At 71.2% G+C, this 26,188-nt stretch carries 19 protein-coding genes; 14 read left to right on the top strand and 5 right to left on the bottom strand.

The annotated features are described in order from the left end of the window. Positions 1-74: 74 nt before the first annotated feature. From guaB to COUCH_RS34810, 3 genes are all read left to right on the top strand, one after another. Positions 75-1,562 (top strand): IMP dehydrogenase, encoded by a 1,488-nt coding sequence (guaB, locus tag COUCH_RS34820; protein ID WP_249609407.1) that lies wholly within the window; start codon positions 75-77, stop codon positions 1,560-1,562. A 14-nt stretch (positions 1,563-1,576) separates the two neighbouring features. Further along, entirely contained in the window at positions 1,577-2,695 is a 1,119-nt protein-coding gene (locus COUCH_RS34815; protein ID WP_249609405.1) for a GuaB3 family IMP dehydrogenase-related protein, read from the top strand. A 185-nt stretch (positions 2,696-2,880) separates the two neighbouring features. After that, complete coding sequence (locus tag COUCH_RS34810) at positions 2,881-4,314, top strand: M1 family metallopeptidase (RefSeq protein WP_249609403.1); 1,434 nt, start codon at positions 2,881-2,883, stop codon at positions 4,312-4,314. Between the two features lie 7 nt (positions 4,315-4,321). Here COUCH_RS34810 and COUCH_RS34805 read toward each other — a convergent pair whose 3' ends face one another. Beyond that, on the bottom strand, positions 4,322-5,416 hold the full coding sequence (locus COUCH_RS34805) for an LCP family protein (RefSeq protein WP_249609402.1): 1,095 nt from the start codon (positions 5,414-5,416) through the stop codon (positions 4,322-4,324). A 147-nt stretch (positions 5,417-5,563) separates the two neighbouring features. Here COUCH_RS34805 and COUCH_RS34800 point away from each other — a divergent pair, with 147 nt between their 5' ends. The 3 genes from COUCH_RS34800 (at position 5,564) to guaA (ending at position 10,871) form a co-directional block, all read left to right on the top strand. Then, on the top strand, positions 5,564-7,366 hold the full coding sequence (locus COUCH_RS34800; protein ID WP_249609401.1) for a S8 family serine peptidase: 1,803 nt from the start codon (positions 5,564-5,566) through the stop codon (positions 7,364-7,366). Positions 7,367-7,477: 111 nt separating this feature from the next. Then, a complete protein-coding gene (locus COUCH_RS34795; protein ID WP_249609400.1) occupies positions 7,478-9,184 on the top strand; it encodes a S8 family serine peptidase in 1,707 nt (568 codons plus the stop codon). Between the two features lie 133 nt (positions 9,185-9,317). Further along, positions 9,318-10,871, top strand: a complete 1,554-nt coding sequence (gene guaA, locus COUCH_RS34790; RefSeq protein WP_249609397.1) for a glutamine-hydrolyzing GMP synthase — start codon at positions 9,318-9,320, stop codon at positions 10,869-10,871. 613 nt (positions 10,872-11,484) lie between these two features. Here the strand turns inward: guaA and COUCH_RS34785 are convergent. After that, positions 11,485-11,835 (bottom strand): PspC domain-containing protein, encoded by a 351-nt coding sequence (locus COUCH_RS34785; protein ID WP_249609396.1) that lies wholly within the window; start codon positions 11,833-11,835, stop codon positions 11,485-11,487. Between the two features lie 754 nt (positions 11,836-12,589). On the opposite strand from COUCH_RS34785, the gene COUCH_RS34780 reads away from it, so the two are divergent. The 3 genes from COUCH_RS34780 (at position 12,590) to COUCH_RS34770 (ending at position 15,702) form a co-directional block, all read left to right on the top strand. Further along, the gene (locus tag COUCH_RS34780) at positions 12,590-13,537 is read left to right on the top strand and encodes an NUDIX hydrolase (RefSeq protein WP_249609395.1); all 948 of its coding nucleotides are present in this window, start codon (positions 12,590-12,592) and stop codon (positions 13,535-13,537) included. Positions 13,538-13,556: 19 nt separating this feature from the next. Then, positions 13,557-14,498 carry an NUDIX hydrolase gene (locus tag COUCH_RS34775; RefSeq protein ID WP_249609394.1) on the top strand — a complete coding sequence of 314 codons (942 nt, stop codon included), beginning with the start codon at positions 13,557-13,559 and terminating at the stop codon, positions 14,496-14,498. A 226-nt stretch (positions 14,499-14,724) separates the two neighbouring features. After that, complete coding sequence (locus tag COUCH_RS34770) at positions 14,725-15,702, top strand: CDP-alcohol phosphatidyltransferase family protein (protein ID WP_430640850.1); 978 nt, start codon at positions 14,725-14,727, stop codon at positions 15,700-15,702. Between the two features lie 66 nt (positions 15,703-15,768). Here the strand turns inward: COUCH_RS34770 and COUCH_RS34765 are convergent, their stop codons facing one another. From COUCH_RS34765 to COUCH_RS34755, 3 genes are all read right to left on the bottom strand, one after another. Continuing rightward, on the bottom strand, positions 15,769-17,013 hold the full coding sequence (locus COUCH_RS34765; protein ID WP_249609393.1) for a phosphatidylserine decarboxylase: 1,245 nt from the start codon (positions 17,011-17,013) through the stop codon (positions 15,769-15,771). Positions 17,014-17,082: 69 nt separating this feature from the next. Beyond that, positions 17,083-17,475, bottom strand: coding sequence for a phage holin family protein (locus tag COUCH_RS34760; protein ID WP_249609392.1), 393 nt, complete (start codon positions 17,473-17,475; stop codon positions 17,083-17,085). After that, complete coding sequence (locus COUCH_RS34755) at positions 17,472-18,932, bottom strand: PspC domain-containing protein (protein ID WP_249609391.1); 1,461 nt, start codon at positions 18,930-18,932, stop codon at positions 17,472-17,474. Before COUCH_RS34755 ends, COUCH_RS34760 begins: the two co-directional genes overlap by 4 nt. 452 nt (positions 18,933-19,384) lie before the next feature. Between COUCH_RS34755 and COUCH_RS34750 the strand changes: the two genes are divergently transcribed. The 5 genes from COUCH_RS34750 (at position 19,385) to COUCH_RS34730 (ending at position 26,180) form a co-directional block, all read left to right on the top strand. Next, positions 19,385-20,611, top strand: a complete 1,227-nt coding sequence (locus COUCH_RS34750) for an ATP-binding protein (protein ID WP_249613905.1) — start codon at positions 19,385-19,387, stop codon at positions 20,609-20,611. Beyond that, positions 20,608-21,273, top strand: a complete 666-nt coding sequence (locus COUCH_RS34745; RefSeq protein ID WP_199515759.1) for a response regulator — start codon at positions 20,608-20,610, stop codon at positions 21,271-21,273. Before COUCH_RS34750 ends, COUCH_RS34745 begins: the two co-directional genes overlap by 4 nt. A gap of 1,227 nt (positions 21,274-22,500) precedes the next feature. Further along, the gene (locus COUCH_RS34740; protein ID WP_249609390.1) at positions 22,501-24,147 is read left to right on the top strand and encodes a peptide ABC transporter substrate-binding protein; all 1,647 of its coding nucleotides are present in this window, start codon (positions 22,501-22,503) and stop codon (positions 24,145-24,147) included. Positions 24,148-24,286: 139 nt separating this feature from the next. Continuing rightward, a complete protein-coding gene (locus COUCH_RS34735) occupies positions 24,287-25,213 on the top strand; it encodes an ABC transporter permease (protein ID WP_249609389.1) in 927 nt (308 codons plus the stop codon). Further along, on the top strand, positions 25,206-26,180 hold the full coding sequence (locus tag COUCH_RS34730) for an ABC transporter permease (RefSeq protein WP_249609388.1): 975 nt from the start codon (positions 25,206-25,208) through the stop codon (positions 26,178-26,180). The genes COUCH_RS34735 and COUCH_RS34730 overlap by 8 nt, the downstream gene beginning before the upstream one ends. Positions 26,181-26,188: the final 8 nt, after the last annotated feature.

The following is a 26,188-nucleotide window of genomic DNA, read 5'->3' as shown; positions in this document are numbered from 1 at the left end:
GCTGTCCGCCCCCTCGGGCACGCCCTGCGCGATGAGTAAGATGTAACACTCCGCCTCTTCTCTAGGGATGATCTGTGGAAACTGAGTCCGCGCGCACGGTTCCTCTCGGTCTGACGTTCGACGATGTCCTCCTGCAGCCCGGCGAATCGGACGTCGTGCCGAGCCGGGTCAACACGATCACCAGGATGACCCGCAACGTCGAGCTCTCCATCCCGCTGCTGTCCAGCGCGATGGACACCGTCACCGAGGCGCGGATGGCGATCGCGATGGCCCGGCAGGGCGGCATCGGCGTGCTGCACCGCAACCTCTCCCTCGAGGACCAGGCGTCCCAGGTCGACCTGGTGAAGCGCTCCGAGTCGGGGATGATCACCAACCCGGTCACCTGCAGCCCGGACGACACCCTGCGGGAGGTCGACCAGCTGTGCGGGCGCTACCGCATCTCCGGCGTCCCGGTGATCGACGGTGACGGTGTGCTCGTGGGCATCGTCACCAACCGTGACATGCGGTTCGTCACCGACGACAGCATCAAGGTGCGCGACGTCATGACGAAGGCGCCGCTGATCACCGCCGAGGTCGGCGTCGGCAAGGACGAGGCGCTCGCGCTGCTGCAGCGGCACAAGGTCGAGAAGCTCCCGCTCGTCGACGACTCGGGACGCCTGCGCGGCCTGATCACCGTCAAGGACTTCACCAAGAGCGAGCAGTATCCGAACGCCGCCAAGGACGCCCAGGGCCGGCTGCGTGTCGCCGCCGCGGTCGGGGTGGGCGACGACGCGTACAAGCGGGCCCGTGCCCTGATCGACGCCGGCGTGGACGTGGTCATCGTCGACACCGCGCACGGTCACCAGCGCGCGGTGCTGGAGATGGTCGCGCGGCTCAAGAAGGACACCACCACCGACATCGTGGGCGGCAACATCGCGACGTACGCGGGAGCCAAGGCCCTGGTCGAGGCCGGCGCCGACGCGGTCAAGGTGGGGGTGGGCCCGGGCGCGATCTGCACCACGCGGATCGTCGCCGGCGTGGGCGTACCGCAGATCACCGCCGTGATGGAGGCGGCCCGGGCGTGCCGGCCCGCCGGTGTCCCGGTGATCGCCGACGGCGGCATCCAGTATTCCGGCGACATCGCGAAGGCGATCGTCGCCGGCGCCGACACCGTCATGCTGGGCGGGCTGCTGGCCGGCTCCGAGGAGAGCCCCGGCGACCTGATCTTCATCAACGGCAAGCAATTCAAGCAGTACCGCGGCATGGGCTCGCTCGGCGCCATGCAGTCCCGCGGCCAGGCGAAGTCGTATTCGAAGGACCGCTACTTCCAGCAGGACGTGAACGAGGACAAGCTGGTCCCCGAGGGCGTCGAAGGCCAGGTGCCCTACCGTGGCCCGCTGTCGCGCGTCGCGCACCAGCTGATCGGTGGCCTGCGCGCGGCGATGGGCTACGTCGGCGCCGAGACGATCCCGGACTTGCAGGAAAAGGGTCAGCTCATCAGGATTACCGCGGCAGGTCTCAAGGAGAGCCACCCGCACGACATCCAGATGACGGTCGAGGCTCCGAACTACCACTCCCGGTGAGAAGGTCCTGAATCATGCGTGACGTTGTGGAGATCGGTCTGGGCAAGACCGCCCAGCGCGGGTACCACCTGGACGACATCGCGATCGTCCCGAGCCGCCGTACCCGGGATGTGGACGACGTGTCCACGGACTGGAAGGTGGACGCGTACCCGTTCAGGATTCCCTGCGTCGCGCACCCGTCGGACGCGACCATGAGCCCCGCCTCGGCGATCGCCCTGGGCCGCCTCGGCGGCCTGGGCGTGCTCAACGCCGAGGGGCTCTGGACGCGTTACGAGGACCCCACCAAGATCCTCGAGGAGCTGGCCTCGCTCGACGAGGAGGCCGACGCCACCAAGCGCCTCCAGGAGGTCTACGCCGAGCCGATCCGGCCGGAGCTGATCGCCGAGCGGGTCCGCGCGATCCGCGAGGGTGGCGTCACGGTCGCCGTCCGCGTCTCGCCGCAGCACACGCTCGCGCTGGCCCCGGTGATCCTCGACGCCGGCGTCGACCTGCTGGTCATCCAGGGCACGCTGGTCAGCGCCGAGCACGTCTCCACCACGGACGAGCCGCTGAACCTCAAGGAGTTCATCGCCGACCTCGACCTGCCGGTCATCGTCGGCGGCTGCACGGACTACAAGACCGCGCTGCACCTGATGCGCACCGGCGCCGCCGGCGTCATCGTCGGCGTCGGCGCCGACGAGTGGTCCACAACGGACACGGTGCTCGGCATCCGCGTCCCGATGGCGACCGCAATCGCCGATGCCGCGGCGGCCCGCCGGGACTACCTCGACGAGACCGGTGGCCGCTACGTGCACCTCATCGCCGACGGCGGCATCCAGACCTCCGGCGACATCGCCAAGGCGATCGGCTGCGGCGCCGACGCGGTCATGCTGGGCGAGCCGCTGTCGCTCGCCGAGGGTGCCCCGGCCGGCGGCGCCTGGTGGCACTCGGCCGCCAGCCACCCGAACCTGCCCCGCGGCGGCTTCTGCATCGCGGGCGAGCCGGACGGCACCCTCGAGGAGATCCTCTACGGCCCCGCGGATCGCCCGGACGGCCAGCTCAACCTGTTCGGCGGCCTCAAGCGCGCGATGGCCAAGTGCGGCTACAGCGACGTCAAGGAGTTCCAGAAGGTGTCGCTCGTTCTCGACCGGTAGATCAAGGTCAAGAGCTTCATGTCGTAGCTCGGTGGGTGGTGCGGACCGTCGCTCCCGCCGAGGCCGGGGCCGGGGCCCAGCATTCGCTGGCCCTGGCCCCTTCATTCTGCGTGAGTGGGGAAAACCCGTCCTGTGGACAACCGCCGGTCGGCGCCGGGCGCGGACGTAGAGTCGCAGTCCAGGCGATGGGGGGAGTGGGCATGCGGGTTCGGATCGCAGCGGCCCTGGTCGCGCTGCTCGCGTTGGCCGGCTGCACGGGCGACGACAAGCCGCAGGCCGCACCGAGCGCCTCGCCGTCCGTGGCGCCGAGCTTCGCACCCGGGTCCGAGGGGGCCGGGGATCCCTACTTCCCGACGTACGGCAACGGCGGCTATGACGTCGCGGGATATGACCTGAAGTTGCGCTACGACCCCGCCAAGGGGCACCTCGACGGCACCGCCACGATCACGGCCGGGGCGACGCAGGACCTCTCCAGCTTCCACCTGGACCTCGCCAACCTCACCGTCGGCAAGGTGACGATCGACGGGCGCCCCGCCACCGCGAAGGCGGAGAAGAACGAACTGATCGTGACCCCGGCCGCCGGCATCGTCCGCGGTCAGCGGTTCACCGTCGTGGTCGAATACGGCGGCGAACCCAAGCCGCTCAGCAACGAGGCGCTCGGCGTGGGCGGCTGGCTGCGTACGGCCGGCGGCGGCTTCGCCCTGGGCCAGCCGGAATCGGCCAGCACCTGGTTCCCGGTGAACGACCACCCCTCCGACAAGGCGACGTTCGCGCTGGCCATGACCGTGCCCGAGGGCGTCGAGGCGATCGGCAACGGCGTGCCCGGCCGGCGCACCACCGCCGACGGCTGGACCACGTGGACGTGGAGCGAATCCCAGCCGATGGCCAGTTACCTCGCCACGGTCGTCATCGGTCAGTACCGCGTGCAGACCTCCACCCACGACGGCAAGCCCGTGGTGACGGCCATCCCCGAGTCGCTGCCCCCGAACGGTCCGGCCGCCAAGGCCATGGCCCGCACCACGGAGATCGCCGACTTCCTCGCCACCCAGTTCGGCCCGTACCCGTTCGACGCGTACGGCGGGGTGGTCATCGACGACAACCGGGTCGGCTACGCGCTGGAGACCCAGTCCCGGCCGGTCTACGGCAACGTCTTCTTCCGTACCCAGCCCAACGCCACGGTCGTCGCCCACGAACTGGCCCACCAGTGGTACGGCGACAGCGTCAGCCTCGACCGCTGGCAGGACATCTGGCTCAACGAGGGCTTCGCCACGTACGCGGAATGGCTCTGGCAGGAACACGAGGGCGAACAGACCGCTCAGCAGGCGTTCGACCGCGTCTACCAGGGCTTCGACTGGAAGGTCCCGACCGGCGACCCGGGCCCCGGCCGCCTCTTCGGCGAAGCCGTCTACCAGCGCGGCGCGATGACCGTGCACGCCCTCCGCAAGACGATCGGCGACGCCGCGTTCTTCAAGCTGCTGCGGTCCTGGCCCCAGTCGCACAGCGGCGGCAACGCGACCACGGTCGCCTTCATCCGCGACGCCGAGGCGGCCGCGGGCAGGGACCTGGGCGACTTCTTCGAGGCGTGGCTGTTCGGAACGACCGCCCCGCCGCAGCCCTGACGGCTCTCTACTTGGCGCGCAGCTCCGGGTGCTGGGTCAGATACGCCTGCGGATCCCCGGCCGCCACCGCCCGTACGAACCCCCGCCCCGTCGACGTCAACTGCTCCCCGATGTAGCCACCCCCGGAGAACACCGAACTCCCCGGCAGCGACACCGACACCAGCCCGGACGGCTTCAGGTCCCGCAACGCGTACGCGTACTCGAGCGGTGTCCGGCTCCCCGACGTGACCAGCGTGTCTCCCAGCGCGCCCAGCACCGACCGGAGCTTGGCCTGGTCGGTCGCCAGACCGGCGGCCTCCGCCTTGGTGAGCAGCGCCTTGACGAGCTGCCGCTGGTGGCGCTGCCGGTCGTAGTCGCCGTTCGGCAGCCCGTACCGCTGGCGGGCGTAGTCGATGGCCTGCCAGCCGGCGAGCGTGCGCGTCCCCGGCAGATACGTCGCCTGCGGCCCGACATAGTCGCCGCCGCCCGGGCGCAGCGGGCGCGCGGTGCCGTCCGGCTTGCGATGGTGCGATTTGACCTTCTGGTCGATGGTCATGGTGACGCCGCCCAGGGCGTCGGTCAGCTTGCTGAGGCCGTTGAACGTCAGGATGGCGCCCGCGTCGAACATCTTGATGCCGGTGTACCTGGCGATCGTCCGGCTCAGCAGCTCGTACCCGTTGAAGACGTTCGCCTTGTCCGTTCCGATGAGCTCCGAGCCGTACGACATCGCCTCGGTCAGTTTGTGCCGGCCGCCGCCGTAGCCGTTCTTCGGGTACGCGGGGATGTCGACGCGGAGGTCCCGCGGCAGCGAGTACAGATATCCGCTCTTGAGTCCCTCATCGACGTGCAGCAGCATGATGGCGTCGGCGTGCGGCTGCCAGTCCGGGATGCTCACGCGGGTGTCGACGCCGATCAGAAGCAGATCCAGCGGGCCGGTGATGTCGGCTCCGGGCGGCGGGGGAGCGCTCGACGGCACGGGCGCCGCGGACGATGCGGCGGGGGCCGGAGCTGCGGTGATGTCCGATCCGTCCCGGTCGGCGCGCAGGGCGAAGGCGATCCCCGCGCCGGCCAGGAGCAGGACCACGACGCCCGCCGCCGTCCACAGGATCTTGTTGTTCCGCATGGTGGAACAGTAAGCGACAGTAACAACCTGCTCAATGGGATGAAATCTCGCGTTGTGGAACGGGGCATTGAAAAACACAAGATCGGCCGTACGCTGACCGCCGCGATTCGCTCAAGTGGCGGTCGAACACGGGGAGGCACGTCCTACATGAAGCTTGTCTCACGACGCGTCGTCGTCGGCGCGCTGTCGGCCACGGTCGTCGCGGCGACCGCCGGCATCTCGACCTGGGCCCTGGCCGACGAGACGCCGTCGGCGCCGGTGCGGCTCGTCGTCGGCCTGAAGCAGGGCGCGGACGCCGCCGCCCCCATGCGCACCGTCTCGGCGATGGGCGTCCGTTCCGTGGACGCCGCGGGCCCGGCCCAGCAGGCGATGTCCGAGCTGCGCGCGCAGACCCTCGAGGTCTCGCAGGCGCGCCGGTCGCGGGTCGTCGAGGCGCTCAAGAGCGACCCGAACGTCGCGTACGTCGAGGTAGACCACGTCCGCAAGGCGTACGACGTCCACCCGAACGACCCGATGTACGTGGGGACCGCGGACGAGAACGGCAACGTCCAGTCGCTGCAGCCCGAGGTCGACCAGGTGAACCTCCCCGCCGCCTGGGAGACCACGACGGGTGACGCCGTCAAGATCGCGGTGCTGGACACCGGCGTCGCCAAGGTCGGCGACCTGTCCGGTGCGGTGCTCGGCGGCTACAACTACGTCAGCAACACCAGCAACACCGCCGACGACTTCGGCCACGGCACCACCGTCGCGTCGCTCATCGCGGCCCGCGGCAACAACGGCAAGGGCATGGCCGGCGGCTGCTGGAGCTGCATGATCATCCCGGTCAAGGTGCTGGACAAGAACGGCTCCGGCTACGACAGCAACATCGCCAAGGGCATCGTGTACGCGACCAACAACGGCGCGAAGATCATCAACATGTCGCTGGGCGGCACCGAGAACAGCAAGGTGCTCGCCGACGCCGTCTCGTACGCGAACCTCAAGGGCGTGCTCGTCGTCGCGGCCGCCGGCAACGCGGGCAACACGCAGTACGCGACCACCAAGCAGTACCCGGCGGCGTACCCGGACGTGGTGGCCGTCGGCGCCACGGCGCGCAACTCCGACGACCGAGCCGACTTCTCGAGCTACAACAAGTCCGGCGACAGCTGGGTCGACATGGCCGCTCCCGGCATCGTCACCGGCATGGACCGGTTCGAGAACTACCACACCGGCGAGCCCGGCACGTCGTTCGCGGCGCCGATGGTCTCCGGCGCGGCCGGCCTCGTCAAGACCGTGCACCCGGACTACACCGCCTGGTCGCTGCAGCGTGCGCTGCTCACCTCGGCCCGCTCGATCGGCGCCGACAACGGCTGGGCCAAGTACGGCATGCTCGACGCCGCGAAGGCGCTGACCGTCGGCACCGACACCACCGCGCCGACCATCACCGGCGTCTCCACCCCGGGCGAGGGCTGGCGCGTGCACGGCAAGATCCCGGTCAAGACCACCGGCATCGCCGACAACTGGTCCGGCGTGCGCAACGTCGACCTGTTCGCCGACGGCGTCTACAAGGCCCAGGACCGCACCGCGCCGTACGAGTTCACGTACGACACGGGCGGCAAGAACGGCAAGGTCAAGCTCGAGATCAAGGTCTACGACAAGGCCGGCAACCGTACGATCTTCACCCGCTCGATCATCGCGGACAACGTCGCGCCGACCGTGACGATCACCAGCGGCCCGGCGAGCGGTACCAAGGTCACCGGCACGGTCAAGCTGGCGGCGACCGCCTCGGACACGAACGGCATCCGCAAGGTCGAGATGCTGATCAACGGTTCGGTGAAGGCCACGGACACCACGTCGCCGTACAACTTCAGCTTCAAGGCGTCGAGCTACGCCTCGGGCATGAAGGTGCAGATCCGGGCCACCGACAACGCCGGCAACGTCAAGTCCGCGCCGACGAGGACGTACAAGCGCTGACCTGAACCGCACCGAAAGCCCCTGCCGAGCGCTCCCGGCAGGGGCTTTCTGCTACCTGACAGCTCCCCGTACGGTCCGGCTTCTCGCACCCGCCCGGCCGACCGTGGGGGCATGATTCTGCGTGCAGTGACGGCCGGTCTGATCGCCGGTGGGATCGCGCTGGCCCCCTCCCCGGCGCTCGCCGCCCCCTCTCCTGCCGACGTCGAACCCGTCTCGCTGATCGTGGGGCTGCGCGCCGGCGACAGCGCCGGCGTCGTCGCGGGCCTCGAGAAGAACGTCGACGTCGTCGCCGCCGAGCCGCTGACCGGCGCGGTCGCCGTGGACGTCCCCGCCGGCCAGGCCGCCGAGGCCGCCGACGTGCTGCGCGCCGACCCCGCCGTCGCGTACGTCGAGCAGGACCACCTCGCCACCATCGCCACGACCCCGAACGACCCCGCGTACGGCAGCCAGTGGGGCGTCACCCGGACCCGCGTCGACGACGCCTGGGACACCACCCGGGGCCGCGGCGGCGTGGTCGTCGCCGTGGTCGACACCGGCGTCAAGGCGCTGCCCGACCTCTCCGGGCGCATCCTGCCCGGGTACGACTTCGTCAACGACGACAGCAACGCCACCGACGACCAGGGACACGGCACGTCGACCGCGGACGTCATCGCCGGCTCGGGCGACAACGGCGTGGGGATCGCGGGCATCTGCTGGTTCTGCAAGATTCTGCCGGTCAAGGTGCTCAACTCCGCCGGCGTCGGCTCGTACAGCGACATCGCCGAGGGGATCCGCTGGGCCGCCGACAAGGGCGCCGACATCATCAACCTGTCGCTGGGCGGCGACTCGGACAGTCAGGTGCTGCGGGACGCCGTCGCGTACGCCAGTGGCAAGGGCGTCCTGGTGCTCGCCGCCGCGGGCAACGACGGCAGCTCCGCGCAGCACTTCCCGGCGGCCATCCCGTCGGTGATCGCGGTCGGCGCCTCCACCAGCACCGACACCCGCTACTCGTGGTCGAACTACGGCAGCAGCTGGGTGGACCTCGCGGCGCCGGGCTGCAACCCGGCGCAGTCCATGAACGGCATCGTCACCCAGTTCTGCGGTACGTCGTCGGCCACGCCGTTCGCCGCCGGCGTCGCGGCGCTGCTCGCCTCGACCACGCCCACGCCGACCGCCGCGACGATCCGGTCCGCGCTCACCACGTCGGCGGACAAGATCGCGGGCGGCTGGGTCGCCTCCTCCTCGGGCCGCGTCAACGCCGCGGCCGCCCTCGCGTCGCTGCCGGTCGCCGACGACACGGTCGCGCCGGCCACGTCGTTCGTGTCGCCGTCCGCCTCGGCCCTCGTACGCGGCACCGTCACCGTGAGCGCCAAGGCCACCGACGACATCGGCATCGCCAAGGTGGAACTGCTCGCCGACGGCGTGGTCGTCGACGTCGACCGGGTGACGCCGTACTCGCTCGCGTGGCGGCCGGCGATCCGCGGCGGGACGGTGACGCTCATGCTGCGCGCGTACGACCGCGGCGGCAACGTGGCGACCGACACCCGCAAGGTCCTCGTCGACAACTGGGGACCGACGGTCCGGATCACCTCCGGCCCGGCCGGCGGCACCCGCCACATCCGCAAGACCCGCCACGTGGCCGCCCAGTCCGCGGACCGCAACGGCATCCGGAGCATGGAACTGCTGGTCAACGGCAAGATCATTCAACGGTACGCGGGCAGCACGCACACCTTCGCCGTGCAGACGTGGAAGTTCGGCAGCAAGCTGAAGGTCCGGATCCGCGCCTACGACCGGGCCGGCAACGTCTCGTACACGCCCACCCGCACCTGGTACCGCTGACCTCGCTCGTCCCGCCGCGTCCGATGCCTTCCCGCGTCGCTCGGCCGGTCCCTCGGCCGGTCCGGGTGCGGTTATCCACAGGTGCCGCCCCGGGCCGGCAGGGCCGCCGCTCCCGCCGGTAAACTCGCGGGCCATGAGCACACCGCGTCCGGTCCTTGTCGTCGACTTCGGCGCCCAGTACGCCCAGCTGATCGCCCGCCGGGTCCGCGAGGCGCGGGTCTACTCCGAGATCGTGCCGCACTCGATGCCGGTCGCGGAGATGCTCGCCAAGAACCCGGCCGCGATCATCCTGTCCGGCGGACCGTCCAGTGTGTACGAACCCGGCGCCCCGGTGCTCGACCCGTCGCTGTTCGCCAACGACGTGCCGGTGTTCGGCATCTGCTACGGCTTCCAGGCCATGGCCCAGGCGCTCGGCGGCACCGTCGCGCACACCGGCTCGCGGGAGTACGGGCGTACCCTTCTCGCCCCCTCCTCCCAGGCCGGGACGCTGCTGCGGGAGCTGCCCGCGGACCTGCCCGTCTGGATGTCGCACGGCGATTCGGTCACCGAGGCGCCGTCCGGCTTCTCCGTGACCGCCTCCTCGGCCGGCGCGCCCGTCGCCGCGTTCGAGGACCTCGGCACCCGCCGCGCCGGCGTGCAGTTCCACCCCGAGGTGGCGCACACCCAGCAGGGCCAGGAGATGCTGCAGCGCTTCCTGTACGACATCGCCGGCATCGAGCCCACCTGGACGCCGACGAACATCATCGAGGACCAGGTCGCCGCGATCCGGGAGCAGGTCGGCGACAAGCAGGTCATTTGCGGCCTCTCCGGCGGCGTCGACTCGGCCGTCGCGGCGGCGCTCGTGCACAAGGCGATCGGCGACCAGCTGACCTGCATCTTCGTCGACCACGGCCTGCTGCGCGCGGACGAGGCCGAGCAGGTCGAGAAGGACTACGTCGCGGCCACCGGCATCCGGCTCAAGGTGGTCGACGCCTCCGACCAGTTCCTCGGTCACCTCGCCGGCGTCACCGACCCCGAGCAGAAGCGCAAAATCATCGGGCGGGAGTTCATCCGTACCTTCGAGGCCGCGGCCCGCGAGCTCGACGCCGAGCGCCACATCGAGTTCCTCGTCCAGGGCACCCTCTACCCGGACGTGGTCGAGTCCGGCGGCGGCACGGGCACGGCCAACATCAAGTCGCACCACAACGTCGGCGGCCTCCCGGACGATCTCCAGTTCGCCCTGATCGAGCCGCTCCGCACCCTCTTCAAGGACGAGGTACGCGCCCTCGGCGCCGAACTCGGCCTCCCCGAGGAGATCGTCCAGCGCCACCCGTTCCCGGGCCCGGGCCTCGCCATCCGCATCATCGGCGCGGTCGACCGCGAACGCCTCGACATCCTGCGCGCAGCCGACCTCATCGCCCGCGAAGAACTCACCGCGGCCGGCCTCGACCGCGACGTCTGGCAGTTCCCGGTGGTCCTGCTCGCGGACGTCCGCAGCGTCGGCGTCCAGGGCGACGGCCGCACCTACGGCCACCCGATCGTCCTGCGCCCGGTCTCCAGCGAAGACGCCATGACCGCCGACTGGTCCCGCCTCCCCTACGACGTGATCGCCAAAATCTCCACCCGCGTCACGAACGAGGTCCGAGAAATCAACCGAGTCGTCCTCGACGTGACCAGCAAGCCGCCGGGCACCATCGAGTGGGAGTGACCCCACCGGTCCGCCGACCCTGATCCAGGACCGCAAACGATCCGCGCCGGGTCGTGCCAAGCTCGCGGCGCGTGTCGCGGTGCTCTCGCGGCTCGCGGCTCGCGGCTCGCGGCTTGCGCCTCGCGGCTCGCGGCTTGCGCCTCGCGGCTTGCGCCTCGCGGCTCGCGGCTTGCGCCTTCCGGCTCGCAGTTTCCGGCTCGCGGCTCGTGTCGCGGGAGGACTGGAACGCGCCTGAACCGCGGCTCGCGCCGGCAGCGCCGCGCCGTGCGCTTCCGCGCCGGGCCGGGTCCGGGAGCCGGGCCGGGTGGCTTCGCGGCTTGCGCCGTGCCGGCTCCGCGGCTCGCGCCGGCAGCGCCGCGCCGTGCGCTTCCGCGCCGCGCCGGGCCGGGTCTGGGAGCCGGGCCGGGTGGGCTTCGCGGCTTGCGTCGCGCCGGCTCCGCGGCTTGCACCCCGCTACGCCGTGCGCTTCCGCGCCGCGCCATGTCGGCTGGGTCCGCGAGCCGCGCCCGGCGGGCTTCGCTGCGTGCGCCACACCGTGCGTCGCCGCTCTCCGTTGCCGCGCCTGAGCCTTCCGCCTCCCGCTCCGTGCGAGATGACGCCAGGCCAGGACCGCTCAGGCCGCCGGCGGCGTACTCGTCGGCGCTGTCGGGCCCGGCTGTCCACCAGTGGGCTGCGTCCACGCCGGCCCTGCCGGGTACCCGGCAGGCTGGCCCCACGAGGGGTCCGCCGGGTCGCGCCAGGCGGGGCCGGCCGGCGCCGGCTCCTCCGGCATCAGGAACCACGCGATCGGGTAGGCGAGCAGCCCGACCCCCCACGTCATCACCGTGAGGACGGCGAACCCGACCCGGATCAGCACCGGGTCCACGGACAGGTACCGGCCGATGCCGCTGCAGACCCCGGCCACGATCCGGTCGTCGAGCGGGCGGCGAAGTTGCTTGTACGGGGCGACAGTCGGTTGAGTCATGCCTCAAGGTTCGTTCCCCGGGTGCCTCGCCGACCTCGGTGACTGCCCGGAGACCGACCCTGATTCCTCCCCGGGTACGACGCGCGGCTCAGGGAACAGGCCTCGATAGGCAGCCACGGGAAGACGGTCGTCACCGGAGTGGTGGCGATTGCAAGGAAGCTCGGCGAGTAGCGGCGGTTGCAGGGAAGGCCCAGCCCTCGTCGGCGAGGGGCCCGAGGAAGGGCAGCCGGCGGTGAGCGGCGGCGGCTCAGGCGATCGGAGGCGGCCGATCCAGACCGCGCGGCCCCCGGCCCCGCCCGGCCCGGCCCCGCCCGGCCCGGCCCCGCCCGGCCCCGCCCGGCCCCTCGCCGCCCGGCTCGGCCCCGGCCGCCCGGCTCGGCCCCGGCCGCCCGGCTCGGCCCCGGCCGCCCGGCTCGGCCCCTACCGGCCCCGGCCGCCCGGCTCGGCCCCTACCGGCCCGACCGCCCGGCTCGGCCCCTACCGGCCCCGACCGCCCGACCGGCCCCGACCCCCCGGCCGCCTGGCCCGGCCTGGCCCGGTCCGGCCCGGCCCGGCCCGGCCGCAATCGTCCCGTCCGGGCGGCCCGGTCCCCTGCACCCCAACCGAGTGCATTACGACACATTGCTGTGTGTTGCATACTTGCTGCGATCGGTGCGCAGAACCGCCCTGATCTGCGATTACTGAGGGCTATCGCCCTGTCAGGAATCCGACAGACGTTTCCCGGAGTTAACATAAACCGGGCAAGATGCCGCCCGTGACCCCCGCACTGGAGCCGCTTCGCAGGATCGCGGCATATGCCGTCGCGACCGACCCCGAAGGTCGCGTCCTTCTCGTCCGTGCCTCGACCCGGTCGGGTACGCCCGGCGTCTGGTCGTTGCCGGGCGGCGCCGTCGACCACGGCGAGGATCCCAACCACACCGTCGTACGGGAGACCGCCGCCGAGACCGGCCTGTCCGTCGCCGTCACCGGCCTGCGCGACGTCCTGGCCGACATGAGGTCGTTGCCGCACCGTGGCGTCACGATCCACACCGACCGCCTGATCTATGAGGTGTCCGTCCGCGGCGGGAATCTCATCGACCGTGTCGGGCAGCCGACCGACATGGCTCGGTGGCACACCCTCGAGGAGGCCCAGGAGCTGAAGCTGCGTCCGTTCACGGCCGCCGCCCTGGGGCTTCCGGCCGCCTCTGCGGATCTGCGCCCCGAGGAAGTGCCTGATTTTCCGTCTTTCTACGCGTACGCCGGGCCGGACGGGCTGCACCGCGCGCAGCGCTTCGCCGCGTACGCGATTGCGACCGATCCTTTTGATCGTCTGCTGCTGACCCGGATCGCTCCCGGGTATCCGGGGGAGGGGCGCTGGCACCTGCCCGGCGGCGGCACCGACTACGGCGAGCAGCCCGGCACCGCCCTGATCCGCGAGCTGGTCGAGGAGACCGGCCAGCAGGGGCGGCTCCTGGAGCTGCTCGGCGTTGCCAGCCACCGCGACGCGGCCTCGCTCGGCCCCGAGGGCTATCCGATCGACTGGCACGGCGTACGCGCGTTCTACCGGGTCTTCGTCGAGTCGCCGACGGACGTGACGGTCAAGGACGTGGGCGGGTCGACGTCCGAGGCCTGCTGGATGGCGCTCGAGGAGGTCGGCGGGCTGCCGGACGACGAGGTCACCGAGGTCACCGCCGAGGCACTCACGGCGGCCGGCCTGATGTGAGGTGGCTAGCCTTGCGGGTGTGAAGGTCAGACGAATCGGCGCGTACGGCCTGTGCCGTGATGCCGCCGGCCGCGTCCTGCTCGCCCACAACTCGGTCCTGTCCGCGTTCCCGGGCCTGTGGACGCTGCCCGGCGGCGGTGTCGAGCAGGGTGAGGATCCGGACGACACCGTCGTGCGGGAGTTCGCCGAGGAGAGCGGCCTTCGCGTACGCATCGTCGGCCTGCATTCCGTCACCTCCGACGTTTTCCGCCTTCCGGGGACGGATACGTGGGAGCACACCGATCGGATCATCTACGACGTCGAGGTCGTGGGTGGGGACCTGCGTGACGAGGCTTCCGGCACGACGGACCGCGTCGAGTGGGTGACGCCGGGGGAGGTGCCGGTCATGCCGTTCACCGCCGGCGTGCTGGGGCTGCCCGTGACCCCCTCCGACGTGCCCGCCGATCCGGACGAACCGCCGGTCCGCACCAATCAGCGCTTCGGGGCGTACGGGGTGGTGACCGACCCGGACGGGCGAATTCTGCTGACCGAGATCGCTCCGGGGTACCCCGGAGCCGGGATGTGGCACCTCCCCGGCGGGGGCACCGATCACGGCGAGTTGCCCGAGGTGGCCCTCGCCCGGGAGGTGGCCGAGGAGACCGGCCAGCACGGACGGGTGACCGGCCTGATCGGTACGTCGCACCGGCACGATCCCGCCGCGCTCGGGCCGGAGGGCGTACCCGTGGATTGGCACGTCGTGCGCGTGCTGTTCAGGGTTTGCGTCGACCGGCCGACAGAACCAGTGGTGATGGAGGAAGCGGGCGGCTCGACCGCGGCGGCGGGGTGGTTCGACGATGTCACGGCGCGTGAGCTGCCGCTGACCGACGTGGCCGCCGCGGCCCTGGAGATGGTCGCCGGGGAGGGACCGGCGGCACGCGGAGGAAAGCGGTCATCGGTGATCGGCTTGCGGGACCTCGGTTAGACTCGTCACAGGGCCAGGCAGTGTGCGTGCCTCCTCGCCCCACGGAGGGATGAAAACTCCACATGACGTCGTTGCACACGATGGTCGATTTCCTCTCTCGCCAAGAGAGCCCGGCTGTGCGATTGTGTAACCCGCCTAAATTACGGTCCGTAGACGTACGGGCGATGGGCAGCACCCCGCAACGGCCGATGCCGGCGGGCTAACCAACCCCAAGATGGAGGAGCACGTGCCGAGAACCCCTTGGCGCCGGCGTCGTACGACGGATAGTCCCCGTCCCGCCGGACGTCGTTGGGCAGGCCGGCTGCGCCGCGGCGGAAGTCTCGCCCGGCAGGCCCTGCTGGTGCGAGTGGGGCGCCGTTCCGGTGATGCCGGACGCGCTGCCACGGCCACCCGGGCCGAGGTGATCTACACCGGCACGGAGCTCGCTCCGTACGCCGGACGTGGCCGTACCGTGGCCACCTCCGGTAGCCATGGCCCCGTCGCCATGGCCCAGCCGGTCGTCGTCGAGGCCGATTCCGGAGCTCTGCTCCCCGGTGAGCGCACCGTACGCCGCCGGATCAGCTTCGCCGTCGTCAACGGCTGCACCCTCGCGAGCCTGGGCCTGGGCCTGCTCGCCATCTTCCTGGCCATGCAGGGCGAGCCCCGGTTCGCCGCGGCCTGCCTCGTCGCCTGCGTGGCGTTCGACGGGCTCGACGGCGCCCTGGCCCGCCGGCTCGGGGTGTCCAGCCCGTTCGGGGCCCAGATGGACTCCCTGGCCGACATGTGCTCGTTCGGCCTGGCCGCGCCGGTCGTCGTGTACGCGTCCCTGGCCCACACGGTTCCCACCGCGGCCGCCGCCGTGGCCTGCATGCTCGTCGCCGGTTGCGCGGCCATCCGCCTCGCCCGCTTCAACGTCTCGCCGAAGGACGGCACGTTCTTCGCCGGGGTTCCCACGACCATGGCCGCGGCGGTGCTCGCCGTGACCGTGCTGATCGGGCTCCCGCTGCCGGGGATCGCGGTGCTGGGCGGCGTGGCCGTGCTGGCGTTCGCGATGGTGTCCAGCTTCCCGTACGCGAAGCTTGCCCGGATTGTGAAGTTGCCGCCGTGGCTGTGGCTTCTGCCGATCGTGGGCGCCCTGGTCGACCCCCGCCTCACGTTCGTGCTGATCGTCGGGACCTACCTGGTGAGCGGCCCGGTCATGTGGCTGCGCGCCAGGCACGTCTGACCCGTTCGACTCCGACCCGTTCGACGAAAGTGCCCACCCAGCCTCGCTGGGTGGGCACTTTCGCGTTCACTTCCAGCGCGCGATGACCGAGGTGCCGCCGCGCACCGTCTCGCCGACCGTGACGAGCGCATCGGCCTTGTCGGCCGGTAGGTAGACGTCCGTGCGGGAACCGAAGCGGATCAGGCCCATCCGCTCGCCGCGGGCCACCAGCGAGCCCACCGGCGTGCGCTGCACGATCCGGCGGGCGATCAGGCCGGTCCGCTGGGCGACCGCGACCGTGCCGTGGTCGGTGTCGAGGATCGTGTACGCCGCCACGTTGTGCTCCGCCGCCGCCGTCATGGCGTTCGCGTAGCCGCCGTCGATGACGAAGTAGTCCGTCACCCGGCCGGCCACCGGCATCCGGTTGACGTGCACGTCGAGGACCGACAGGAACACCGCGATACGCAGGAACTCGCCCTCGCCCAGGCGCTCGTCGGTGAGCCGCTCGACCGACAGCACCCGGCCGTCGCTGGCCGCCACTACCGCGTTCGGGTCGGTGGGCACGTCCCGCTCCGGGTCCCGGAAGAACGCCGCCACCGGCGCCGCCAGCAGGGCCGGCAGCAGCCAGAGCTTGGACTTGGGGCGCGCCGAGCGGGCCAGCGCGGCCAGGCCGAGGGCGATGCCGGCCGCCGCGACGCCGTTCGAGTCGATGTGCATGCTACGGGTCACCGGCACGCTCGAGGGCCGGTACGCCGGAGCCAGCGTGGCCGCCTTCGTGGTGTCCGCCGGGCTGAACCGCAGCCGGTGGATCCGCAGCGGAGGCTGGTTGCGGGCGACGAGGTCGGAACCCACGCCGAACAGCGCGCTCTGCCGGAACAGCTCGGCGGCCGCCCCGCCCGTGCGCCCCGGCACCGCCGGCGTGGCCACCGAGACGACAGCGCCGTCGGTGAGGTACTTGCTGAGGCCCTCGAGCGTCGCGCGGGTCTCCTCGGCGGTGCCGGTCAGCGGCTCGCCGAGCACCACCACGTCGGCGGGCTCCGCCTCGGCCAGCGACTCGACGATCCGGACCCGGTCGGCGATCCAGCTGCCGAGGCCGGTGATGTGGTCCCGCAGCAGCTCGGCGGTGCTGCGCTCGCCCGCGACCAGGGTCAGCGTGTCGCCGGGCAGCAGCGCCTCGACCGCCGCGGCCACCACGGCCGAGGAGTGGTCGGCGCCGACCACCAGGGCCGTCGTCGCCGCGTTGTGGCGGGCGAACTCGGCCGTGAGGCTGCGCGCGGCGCGCGGGCCGACGCCGGTCACGGGGGCGGTGGACACGGAGGGAAACGGCGTCATGCGCAAGAGCATATTGCGCCGCCCGCCGGTCCCACCCGCTGGTGTGACCGACGGACGGCGCGTTGTCGCTCAGTCCTGGTGCCCGTGGTGCCGCGGCTGCCCGTGGTGCCGCGACCCGTCGGGCCTCTCCGCGGCCGCGGGCGGCGCCGGCGGCAGGTCGACCTGTTCCGCCGGGTTGTCCAGCAACTCCCGGACGATGTCGGCGTGCATCTCGGGCGGAAGGTCGCCCGGCACCTCCACTTCGGCCTCCGCCGCGACCGGCGCGGGCACCTCGGTGCGCCGGCCGGACCGGATGGCGCCGAGCAGGCCCAGGGCGCCGAAGAGGATCAGTACGCCGGCCACCAGCCAGCCCAGCGCGGGGAGCCGTACGGTGACCACCTGAGCGACCGCCCACCAGGCCGCCACCAGCAGGAAGATCAGACCGAAGCTCAGCGAGATGCCGTCGGTACGGTGCGGCCTCATCGGGTCACCTCCACGTTGCCCGTGTTCATCTCGACGGTCAGCCGCAGCGTGCCGCCGCCCTCGCCGTCCTGGCCGAGGTCGGAGACCGCCTGCACGTTCAGGTTGCCGGTCAGCTCGCGGCCGTACAGCAGCGCCCGCCCGTCGTTCATGGTCAGCGAGGTCGTGGTGTCGACGTTCGCCGGCAGAAGCACCCTGACCTGCCCGAACTTCATCGCCACGGTCACCGCTTGGTCGTGGCCGGCGAAGTTGACCGAGCGCAGGTCCAGCGTCGCGTTGCCCACCGAGAAGTCGTAGCGGTCGGCCACGGCGGCGAGGCTCTGCGGCCGGTACGAGCTGTTGGCGAACTCGCCGCCGAAGCGCTCGACGCCGCTGGAGACCGCCAGCCCGAAGGTCGCCAGCACGGCCAGGAAGATGAGCCCGCGGGCCCGGCCGAACCAGGCGCCGACGACGAGGCCGAGCGCGATGGTGGCCAGCGCGGCGGCGAAGTAGCCCGACACCGGCACGTCGGCGCCGGCCAAGTCGATCAGCGCCAGGATGCCCATCACGACCACCAGCAGGGAGAACGTGATGCGACCGAGCTTGGAACGCTCGCGGGGCGGCTTCGGCGCCTTCGGTGGTGACGGCGGCGCCGCAGGAGCGTACGGCGGCTGCGCGGCACCCTGCGCCCACGGCCCGTGTGGCGCGAACGGCGGCCGGTAGCCCCCGGTCGGCGGCGCGAACGACGGCGGTGTGTACGTCGGGGGTGCCGGAGGGGCGGGCGGCGCGGAGGCGGTCCCCGGCATGGGCGGCATGGGCGGCAGCGGGGCGGTCACCGGTTCGCCGGCCGGTTCTGCGGCGGCCGTCTCGGTGAACGGGGTCGTCGGCTCCTCCCCAGGGGCCGGGGCTGCCGTGGCCGGCGCCGCCGTGGCGGGCTGCGCCGGTGCCGCCGCGGGAAAGGTCGCGGTGGCGGCCCACGGATCGGCCGGAGCCGGCCCGGCGGTCACGGGGCCGCCGGCCCTGTTCGACTTCTTGAGGGCGAGCGCGCCGACGACCAGCACTGCGGCGGCGAGCAGCGTCGCGCGGAAGCCGTCGCGGACGATGAAGGCGAACGTCAATGCCGCGGCGGCACCGAGCAGCACCACGGACAGCGGCGCCATGGCCGAGCGGCCCCGGCCGAGCAGGGACTCGATCGGCGAGGCCGTGTCACCCTCCGCGGGGATCAGCAGCCAGCCGGCGAGGTAGATCAGCACGCCGACGCCGCCGAAGAAGCCGAGTACGGCCAGCAGCACCCGCCAGAGCACCGGGTCGGTGTTGGTGGCACGGCCGATCGCGCCGCAGACCCCGGCGATGTAGCGGCCGCGGGTGGGCCGGATGAGCTTCTCGCGGGAGAACGTGGGCCCGTCGGGCGCGCCGAACCACGGCGGCGTGCTCCCGGACGGGGGCGGCGTGCTCCCAAATGGGGGCGGCGTGCTTCCCATGGGGGGCGGCGTGCTCCCAGAGGGGGGCGGCGTGCTTCCCGTGGGGGGTTCGGACGGAGGCGTGGTGGCGCCCGGCGGGGGCGGCGGGTCGGCGGCCGGCGGAGCGCCCGGTGCGGGCGGCTCGTACGCCGGCGGGACCTCGCCCGAGGCCGGCGCCTGCGGGGGCGCCGGCGGGACGGCCGAAGGTGCCGGAACGTCCTGCGACGACCCGGCAGCTCCGCGGGACTGGGCAGCTTCGTCGGTCATGGCTTCGATACTGGCGGTCCCGGCACCCGGCCCGCCTCAGGCGCCGACCCTGATGCCACCCTGAGATCCGGGACACGGATACCTGGGGGTCTTTCCCCGTAGCCCCCGCTCACCGCGGCGTGTGACGATCGAACCGGTCCACGAGTACGGCGTGACGAAGGAGGACAGCGATCACCGCCACCGCAGCACCCCCGCCGACGCGCCGCCTGTACCGGCCGCGCGACCACCGTGTCATCGCCGGGGTCGCATCCGGGATCGCGCGTCACCTCAGCATCCCCGTGACCGCGGTGCGGGTCGCTCTGGTCGTACTCCTGGGCTTCAACGGTCTTGGTCTTCTGCTCTATGCCGTGTTCTGGGCGGTCCTGCCGCAGCAGGCGCCCACCGGCGAGCCGAAGCCCCGCCGCGACCTGGTGCTGCTGCTGCCCTTCGGGGCGATCGGCCTCGGCGTGATCCTGCTCGAGGGCCTGCTGTTCGGCGACGACAAGGGCGTGGCCGGCACCGCCGGCTGGCTGGTGGCCGTCATCGCGGTGGGCGCCGGCGTGATCTGGCACCAGTCCGACCCCACCCGGCGCGGTCACTGGGGCGACAGCCAGGCGCCCTGGCTCGCTGCCGTGGTCGCCGAGAGCGACCGCCGCTCGTTCCTGTTCCGCTTCATCGGCGGTGGCGTCCTGGTCGCGGTCGGCGTCATCGGCGTCTTCGCGGTGTACGGCCCCAAGAACAACCTGGTCATCGTGCTCAACGGGGTAATCTTCGCCCTGGTCGGCCTGCTAGGCGTCGGCGTGGTGGTGGCACCGCTGCTCTGGCGGACGTTCAGCCAGCTGCGCAGCGAGCGCGAGGGCCGCATCCGCGAGCAGGAGCGCGCCGAGGTGGCCGCCATGATCCACGACCAGGTGCTGCACACGCTCGCCCTGATCCAGCGCAACTCCGCCGACATCAAGGAAGTCCAGCGGCTCGCCCGGGGGCAGGAGCGCTCGCTGCGCAACTGGCTCTACAAGCCGGCCGCGTCACCGACCGAGCGGTTCGGGGCGGCGCTGGAGCAGGCCGCCGCCGAGGTCGAGGACACGTACGCGATCTCCGTCGAGACCGTCGTCGTGGGCGACACGCAGTGCGACGAACGGGTCGCCGCCCTCGTCGCGGCCGCCCGGGAAGCCCTGGTCAACGCGGCCCGGCACGCGGGCGTGCAGACCGTCTCGCTCTACGCCGAGGTCGAGGACGAGGAGCTCAGCGTCTTCGTCCGCGACCGCGGCGCCGGCTTCGACCTCACCGCCGTGGCCGACACCCGGCACGGCGTCCGTGGTTCGATCATCGGGCGCATGCAGCGGCACGGCGGCAAGGCCGTGATCCGCAGTTCACCGGGGGACGGCACCGAGGTGCGCCTGACGCTGCCCGCCTCGCCGATGAGCGTCACCGCCGCAAAGGAGAACGCACGATGACCGAACCCACCGCCGACGAGGGCCGCCGCCTCACCGTCTTCCTCGTGGACGACCACGCCATGTTCCGCGCCGGCGTACGTGCCGAGCTGGGCGCGCACGTCGACGTGGTGGGGGAGGCGAGCTCCGTCGCCGAAGCGGTCTCCCGGATCGCCGCCACCATGCCCGACGTGGTGCTGCTCGACGTGCACATGCCCGACGGCGGCGGCCGTGCCGTCCTGGAGGCCATGCGCCGCAGCCACCCCCAGGTCAAGTTCCTGGCCCTGTCGGTCTCCGACGCGGCGGAGGACGTGATCGGCCTGATCCGCGCCGGCGCCCGCGGCTACGTCACCAAGACCATCTCCCCGGACGAGCTGGCCGCGGCCATCAAGAGGGTGGCCGACGGCGACGCGGTCTTCAGCCCCCGGCTCGCCGGCTTCGTGCTCGACGCCTTCGCCGCCCGCCCGGACGTACCGGTGGCCGACCCGGAACTCGACCAGCTCACCAACCGCGAACGCGAGGTCCTGCGGCTGCTGGCCCGGGGGTACGCGTACAAGGAGATCGCCAAGGAGCTCTTCATCTCGATCAAAACGGTCGAGACGCACGTGTCGAACGTGCTGCGAAAGTTGCAGATGTCGAACCGGTACGAACTGTCCCGCTGGGCAGCGGATCGCCGGCTCGTCTGAGCGGTCCCCCGAGCCTCGGGGCTTTCGGGGGCCTACGGGCGTTCGTGAGGTAGGTCCGGGGGGTGCGCTGAGCTGCGACGTTCGGCGTGGGTGGGCGTGACCGGGCGTTGGTCCGCCCGGCCGCCCTGGTCGTCACACTCGGCCGCCCGCGACGCTCACCCCGCTAAGTCACGCGGGCCTGGGTCACTCAGCAGCGCCGCCCGCTCGGCCGCCCGCTCGCTCGGCCGCGCCGCCCGCCCGCCTGCTCGGCCGCGTCGCCTGCTCGGCCGCGTCGCCCGCTCGGCCGGGCCGGCCGCCCGGTCTCTGTGCCGCCCGCTTCGGGCCCCGCCCGCCTGGCATCGTCCTGCGCCGCTCGGCCCCGTGCCGCGCCGCTCGGCCTCGTCCCGCGCCGCTCGGCCTCGTCCCGCGCCGCCCGGCCTCGCGCCGCCCGCCCCGCGCTGACCGCCGGGCCTCGCGCCGCCCGCCCCGCGCTGACCGCCGGGCCTCGCGCCGGGCCGGGCGGGCGGAGCGCTTTGCCCGGAGCCGGATGCTTTGCGCGGGCTCAAGAAAATACGCAGCGCGGGTGCGCGGTAAGCCCTACCCTGCGCCCCCGGCCGCTCCCCGCCACCCCGCGCGATGCGTCCTCCCGGCGGCGAAATGGCGGGGAACGCGGTGAAATCCGGGCTGGGGATATGCCGATCCTGCCGCCGTTGCTCGGGCAGAATGGGATGCACTCCAAAAGAGTGACGAATGTGGCGATCGGTCGCGCTCGGCGGCCTGACCTGCGCAGACTCCAACTCGGATAAGGGTGGAACGGCGGTGGGCGGGCGGTGCGGCGGACCCCTTGCGGGCAAAAACCGCGGAGCTGGGCGAACAGCCCAGACCGATGGCGGCCGGGGTGCGACCTGAATGCTTGTCGTCCCTGTTCTGGCCCCTCGTCGCGTATCGGGTTGATAACACGCCTTTCCGAGATGGGCGGGGGGTGTCAGAGTTGCTTCGACCTCGCGCCCGTGTCTTCCGCGGAGCTCGATCAGTCATCGCTGCCAATGGCGGTGCGCTGTGCGGCACCGACGGACGAGTGCCCGTCGGCCGTCGTGGTCGGCCGGGCGACCCACCGAAGTCGAACGGTATGGAGACGCACCTGCGGTAGCTTGCACCTCACCGGACGGCACCCCCGGCCGGTGGCGGGTCCGCGGAAATGCTCCGATGAGCCCACGAGGTAAGAACCTTTAGAGGAGGCCTTTCACAATGAGAGTCTCGAAGCGGGCGAGCGTGGTCGCGCTGACCACAGCCGTCGCGCTCGTGGCTGCTGGTTGCAGCGGTAGCGACGACAGCGATACCGGTAAGGGCAGCGGCGACACCGCTAACGGTGCGATCACCATCGACGGCACTCAGCCCGAGGTCGGCCTGATCCCGGCCAACACCACCGAGACCGGTGGTGGCAAGATCGTGGACTTCCTGTGGACGGGCCTGGTCTCGTACCCGAACGACGGTGGTGCTCCCAAGAACGCCGTCGCTCAGGACATCAAGACCACGGACTCCAAGGTCTACACGATCAAGATCAAGCCGGACACCAAGTTCCACGACGGCACCGTCGTCAAGGCGAAGAACTTCGTGGACGCGTGGAACTGGGCGGCGTACTCGCCCAACGGCGCGCAGAACGGCAGCTTCTTCAGTGACATCGCCGGCTTCGCCGACGTGCACACCGAGGACCCGGACGGCGACGGCCCGAAGAAGGCGCCCGAGCCCAAGGCCAAGACGATGTCCGGCCTGAAGGTCATCGACGACACGACGTTCGAGGTCACCCTCAACGCGCCGTTCTCGATCTTCCCGACCAAGCTCGGTTACAGCGCGTTCATGCCGCTGCCCGACGCCTTCTTCTCCCAGACCCCGGAGGAGTTCGGCAAGAAGCCGATCGGCAACGGCCCGGTCAAGTTCGTCTCGTGGCAGGACAACGTCGAGGTCAAGCTGACCCGTTTCGACGACTACAACCTTGACGACAAGGTCAAGATCAAGGACGTCACGGTCAAGATGTACCAGGAGGACACCGCGGCGTACAACGACCTGGTGTCCGGCACGCTGGACTTCCAGCAGCAGGTCCCGGTCTCCTCGCTGGCCGGCGACAAGTGGAAGGCCGACCTGGGCGACCGCGCCATCGAGGCGCAGATCCCGGTCATGCAGATCCTGGGCATCCCGATCTACGACAAGCGCTTCCAGAACGCGAACCTGCGCAAGGCCATCTCGCTGTCGATCAACCGCCAGGAGATCGCCGACAAGATCTTCTTCAACACCCGTAAGGCCGCCACCAGCTGGTCCAGCCCGCTGGCGCCCGGTCACACGGACAACGACTGCACGGTCTGCAAGTTCGACCCGGCGGCCGCCAAGGCGGCGCTGCAGGCGGCCGGTGGCTTCACCGGTGAGCTGGTGCTCTACTACAACGCCGACGCCAGCCACAAGGAGTGGATGGAGGCGACGGCGCAGAGCATCAAGACCAACCTGGGCATCAACGTCCGGGCCGAGGGCGTTCCGACCTTCGCGGTCTTCCGCCAGACGATCAACGACCACAAGATGAAGGGCATCTACCGCGCCGGCTGGCAGCAGGACTACCCCGACGTCGAGAACTGGATCGGTCCGCTGTACGTGACCGGCGGCTCCTCGAACGACGGCCTGTTCAGCAACGCCCAGGTGGACAAGCTCTACAAGGAGGGCACCGCGGCGCCCTCCGTCGACGCGGCGCACGCCAAGTTCGCCGAGGCGACGAAGATCATCGACCAGGAAGTGCCGGCGATCCCGATGTTCGAGGTCACCCAGCAGTCGGGTGTCTCGGACCGCGTCACCGGTGTGAAGACGACCAACGTGGGAGAGATCGACCTCTCTTCGGTCCAGCTCAAGTAAGGCGCGAATCTCAGGTCCGGTCTACCCTGCGAGGGGTGGGCCGGACCTGAGTTCTTCCCACGCCCGGAGTCCTGCCGACCCCCGCACGGCTCCGGTTTCGTCATGGGCGTCACCAACGCCCGTACTAGGAGAAACATCCATGGGCCGATACGTGCTGAGGCGGCTGCTCCAGCTGATACCCGTCTTCTTCGGGACCACGTTCCTCATCTATTACCTGGTCTGGGCAGTGCCCGGCGACCCCTTCGCGGGCAAGTGCGGCGAGCGTCCGTGCCCGCAGTCGTACGTCGACTTCATGACCGAGAAGTTCAACCTCGACAAGCCGATCATCGTGCAGTACGGCACGTACATGAAGAACCTGCTGCAGGGCGACTTCGGGCAGACCTTCGGCGGCCGGCAGATCAGCGACCTCATCTCGGACGCGTACCCGAACACGATCAAGCTGGCGATCGTCGCGCTGATCATCGAGGCGGTCATCGGCCTGGCGGCCGGCGTCCTCACCGGTCTGCGCCGCAACGGGTTCCTGGACAACCTCGTCCTGGTCTCCACGCTCTTCATGATCGCGCTGCCGATCTTCGTGCTCGGCTTCCTGCTGCAGAAGTGGCTCGGCGTCGACCTCGGCATCGTCAAGCCCACGGTCTCCAACCCGCCCAGCTTCGGTGAACTCATCATGCCGGGCTTCGTGCTGGGAAGCGCGTCGATGGCGTACATCGCCCGGCTGGCGCGCACCAGCATCGCCGAGAACCGGCGCTCCGACTACGTCCGTACGGCGATCGCCAAGGGTCTGCCGATGAAGCGGGTGGTGGGTGTGCACCTGCTGCGCAACTCGCTGATCCCGGTGGTCACCTACCTGGGCACCGACCTGGGCGCGCTCATGGGTGGCGCCATCGTGACCGAGGGCATTTTCAACATCAACGGTATCGGCCGGCAGGTCTACCGTGCGATCGTCACGAAGGAGGGCGCGACCGTCGTCTCGATCGTCGTGATCCTCGTGCTCGTGTACCTGCTCTCGAACCTGCTCGTCGACCTCCTGTACGCCGCGCTCGACCCGAGGATCCGCTATGAGTGAGCCCATGCCCCCGTCGCTGGTGACGTCGCCGCCGTCCAGCGACCCGACCGTGGGGAACGCACTCGAGGCGGACGCGCAGGAGAAGCGGTCGCACGACAAGCCCCGCGGCCTGCTCGGCGACGCCTGGCGTGACCTGCGCCGCAAGCCGCTGTTCTGGATCTCCGCCGCGCTGATCCTGCTCTTCGTGCTGATGGCCGCGATGCCGTTCCTGTTCACGTCGGCCAGCCCCTCCGACGGCGTGCTGTCGCGCAGCCGGGTCGGCCCGTCGGCGGACGCCTGGTTCGGCTACGACGTGCAGGGCCGCGATGTCTACGCCCGTGTCATCTACGGCGCGAGGGCGTCCATCGTCGTCTCGCTCGCCTCCACGTTCGGCACCGTGCTCTTCGGCGGCATGATGGGCGTCATCGCCGGATACCGCGGCGGCTGGCTGGACGGGCTCGTGTCCCGGCTCGGCGAGGTCTTCTCCGGCATTCCGTTCGTGCTCGGCGCGATCGTCATCCTCTTCACGTTCAACGGCCCCGGCAGCAACCGCGGACCGTGGGCGATCATGGCGATCGTCGTGGCTTCGCTGGTCGTCCTGACCTGGCCGGTGTCGATGCGCATCATGCGGTCGTCGGTGCTGGCGGTCCGCGACGCCGACTACATCGTGGCGGCCCGCGCGATGGGCGCCGGCCCGGGACGGATCATCTTCAAGCACCTGATCCCGAACTGCCTGGCCCCGCTGCTGGTCTACTCCACGATCCTGATCGGCTCGTTCGTCGGTGCCGAAGCGACCCTGTCCTTCCTCGGCGTCGGCCTGCGGACCCCGGTGGTCTCCTGGGGCATCATGATCAACGAGGCGCAGAACTACATCCGGGTCTCGCCCTTCCTGCTCTTCTTCCCCTCTGCCTTCCTGGTGACGGCGGTTCTGGCGTTCGTCATGCTGGGCGAGGCCGTCCGCGAGGCCCTCGACCCGAAACTCCGGTAGGAGATCCC

This window comes from Couchioplanes caeruleus (assembly GCF_023499255.1).
Taxonomy (GTDB): domain Bacteria; phylum Actinomycetota; class Actinomycetes; order Mycobacteriales; family Micromonosporaceae; genus Actinoplanes; species Actinoplanes caeruleus_A.
This window is presented reverse-complemented; position numbering and strand designations above follow the sequence as displayed.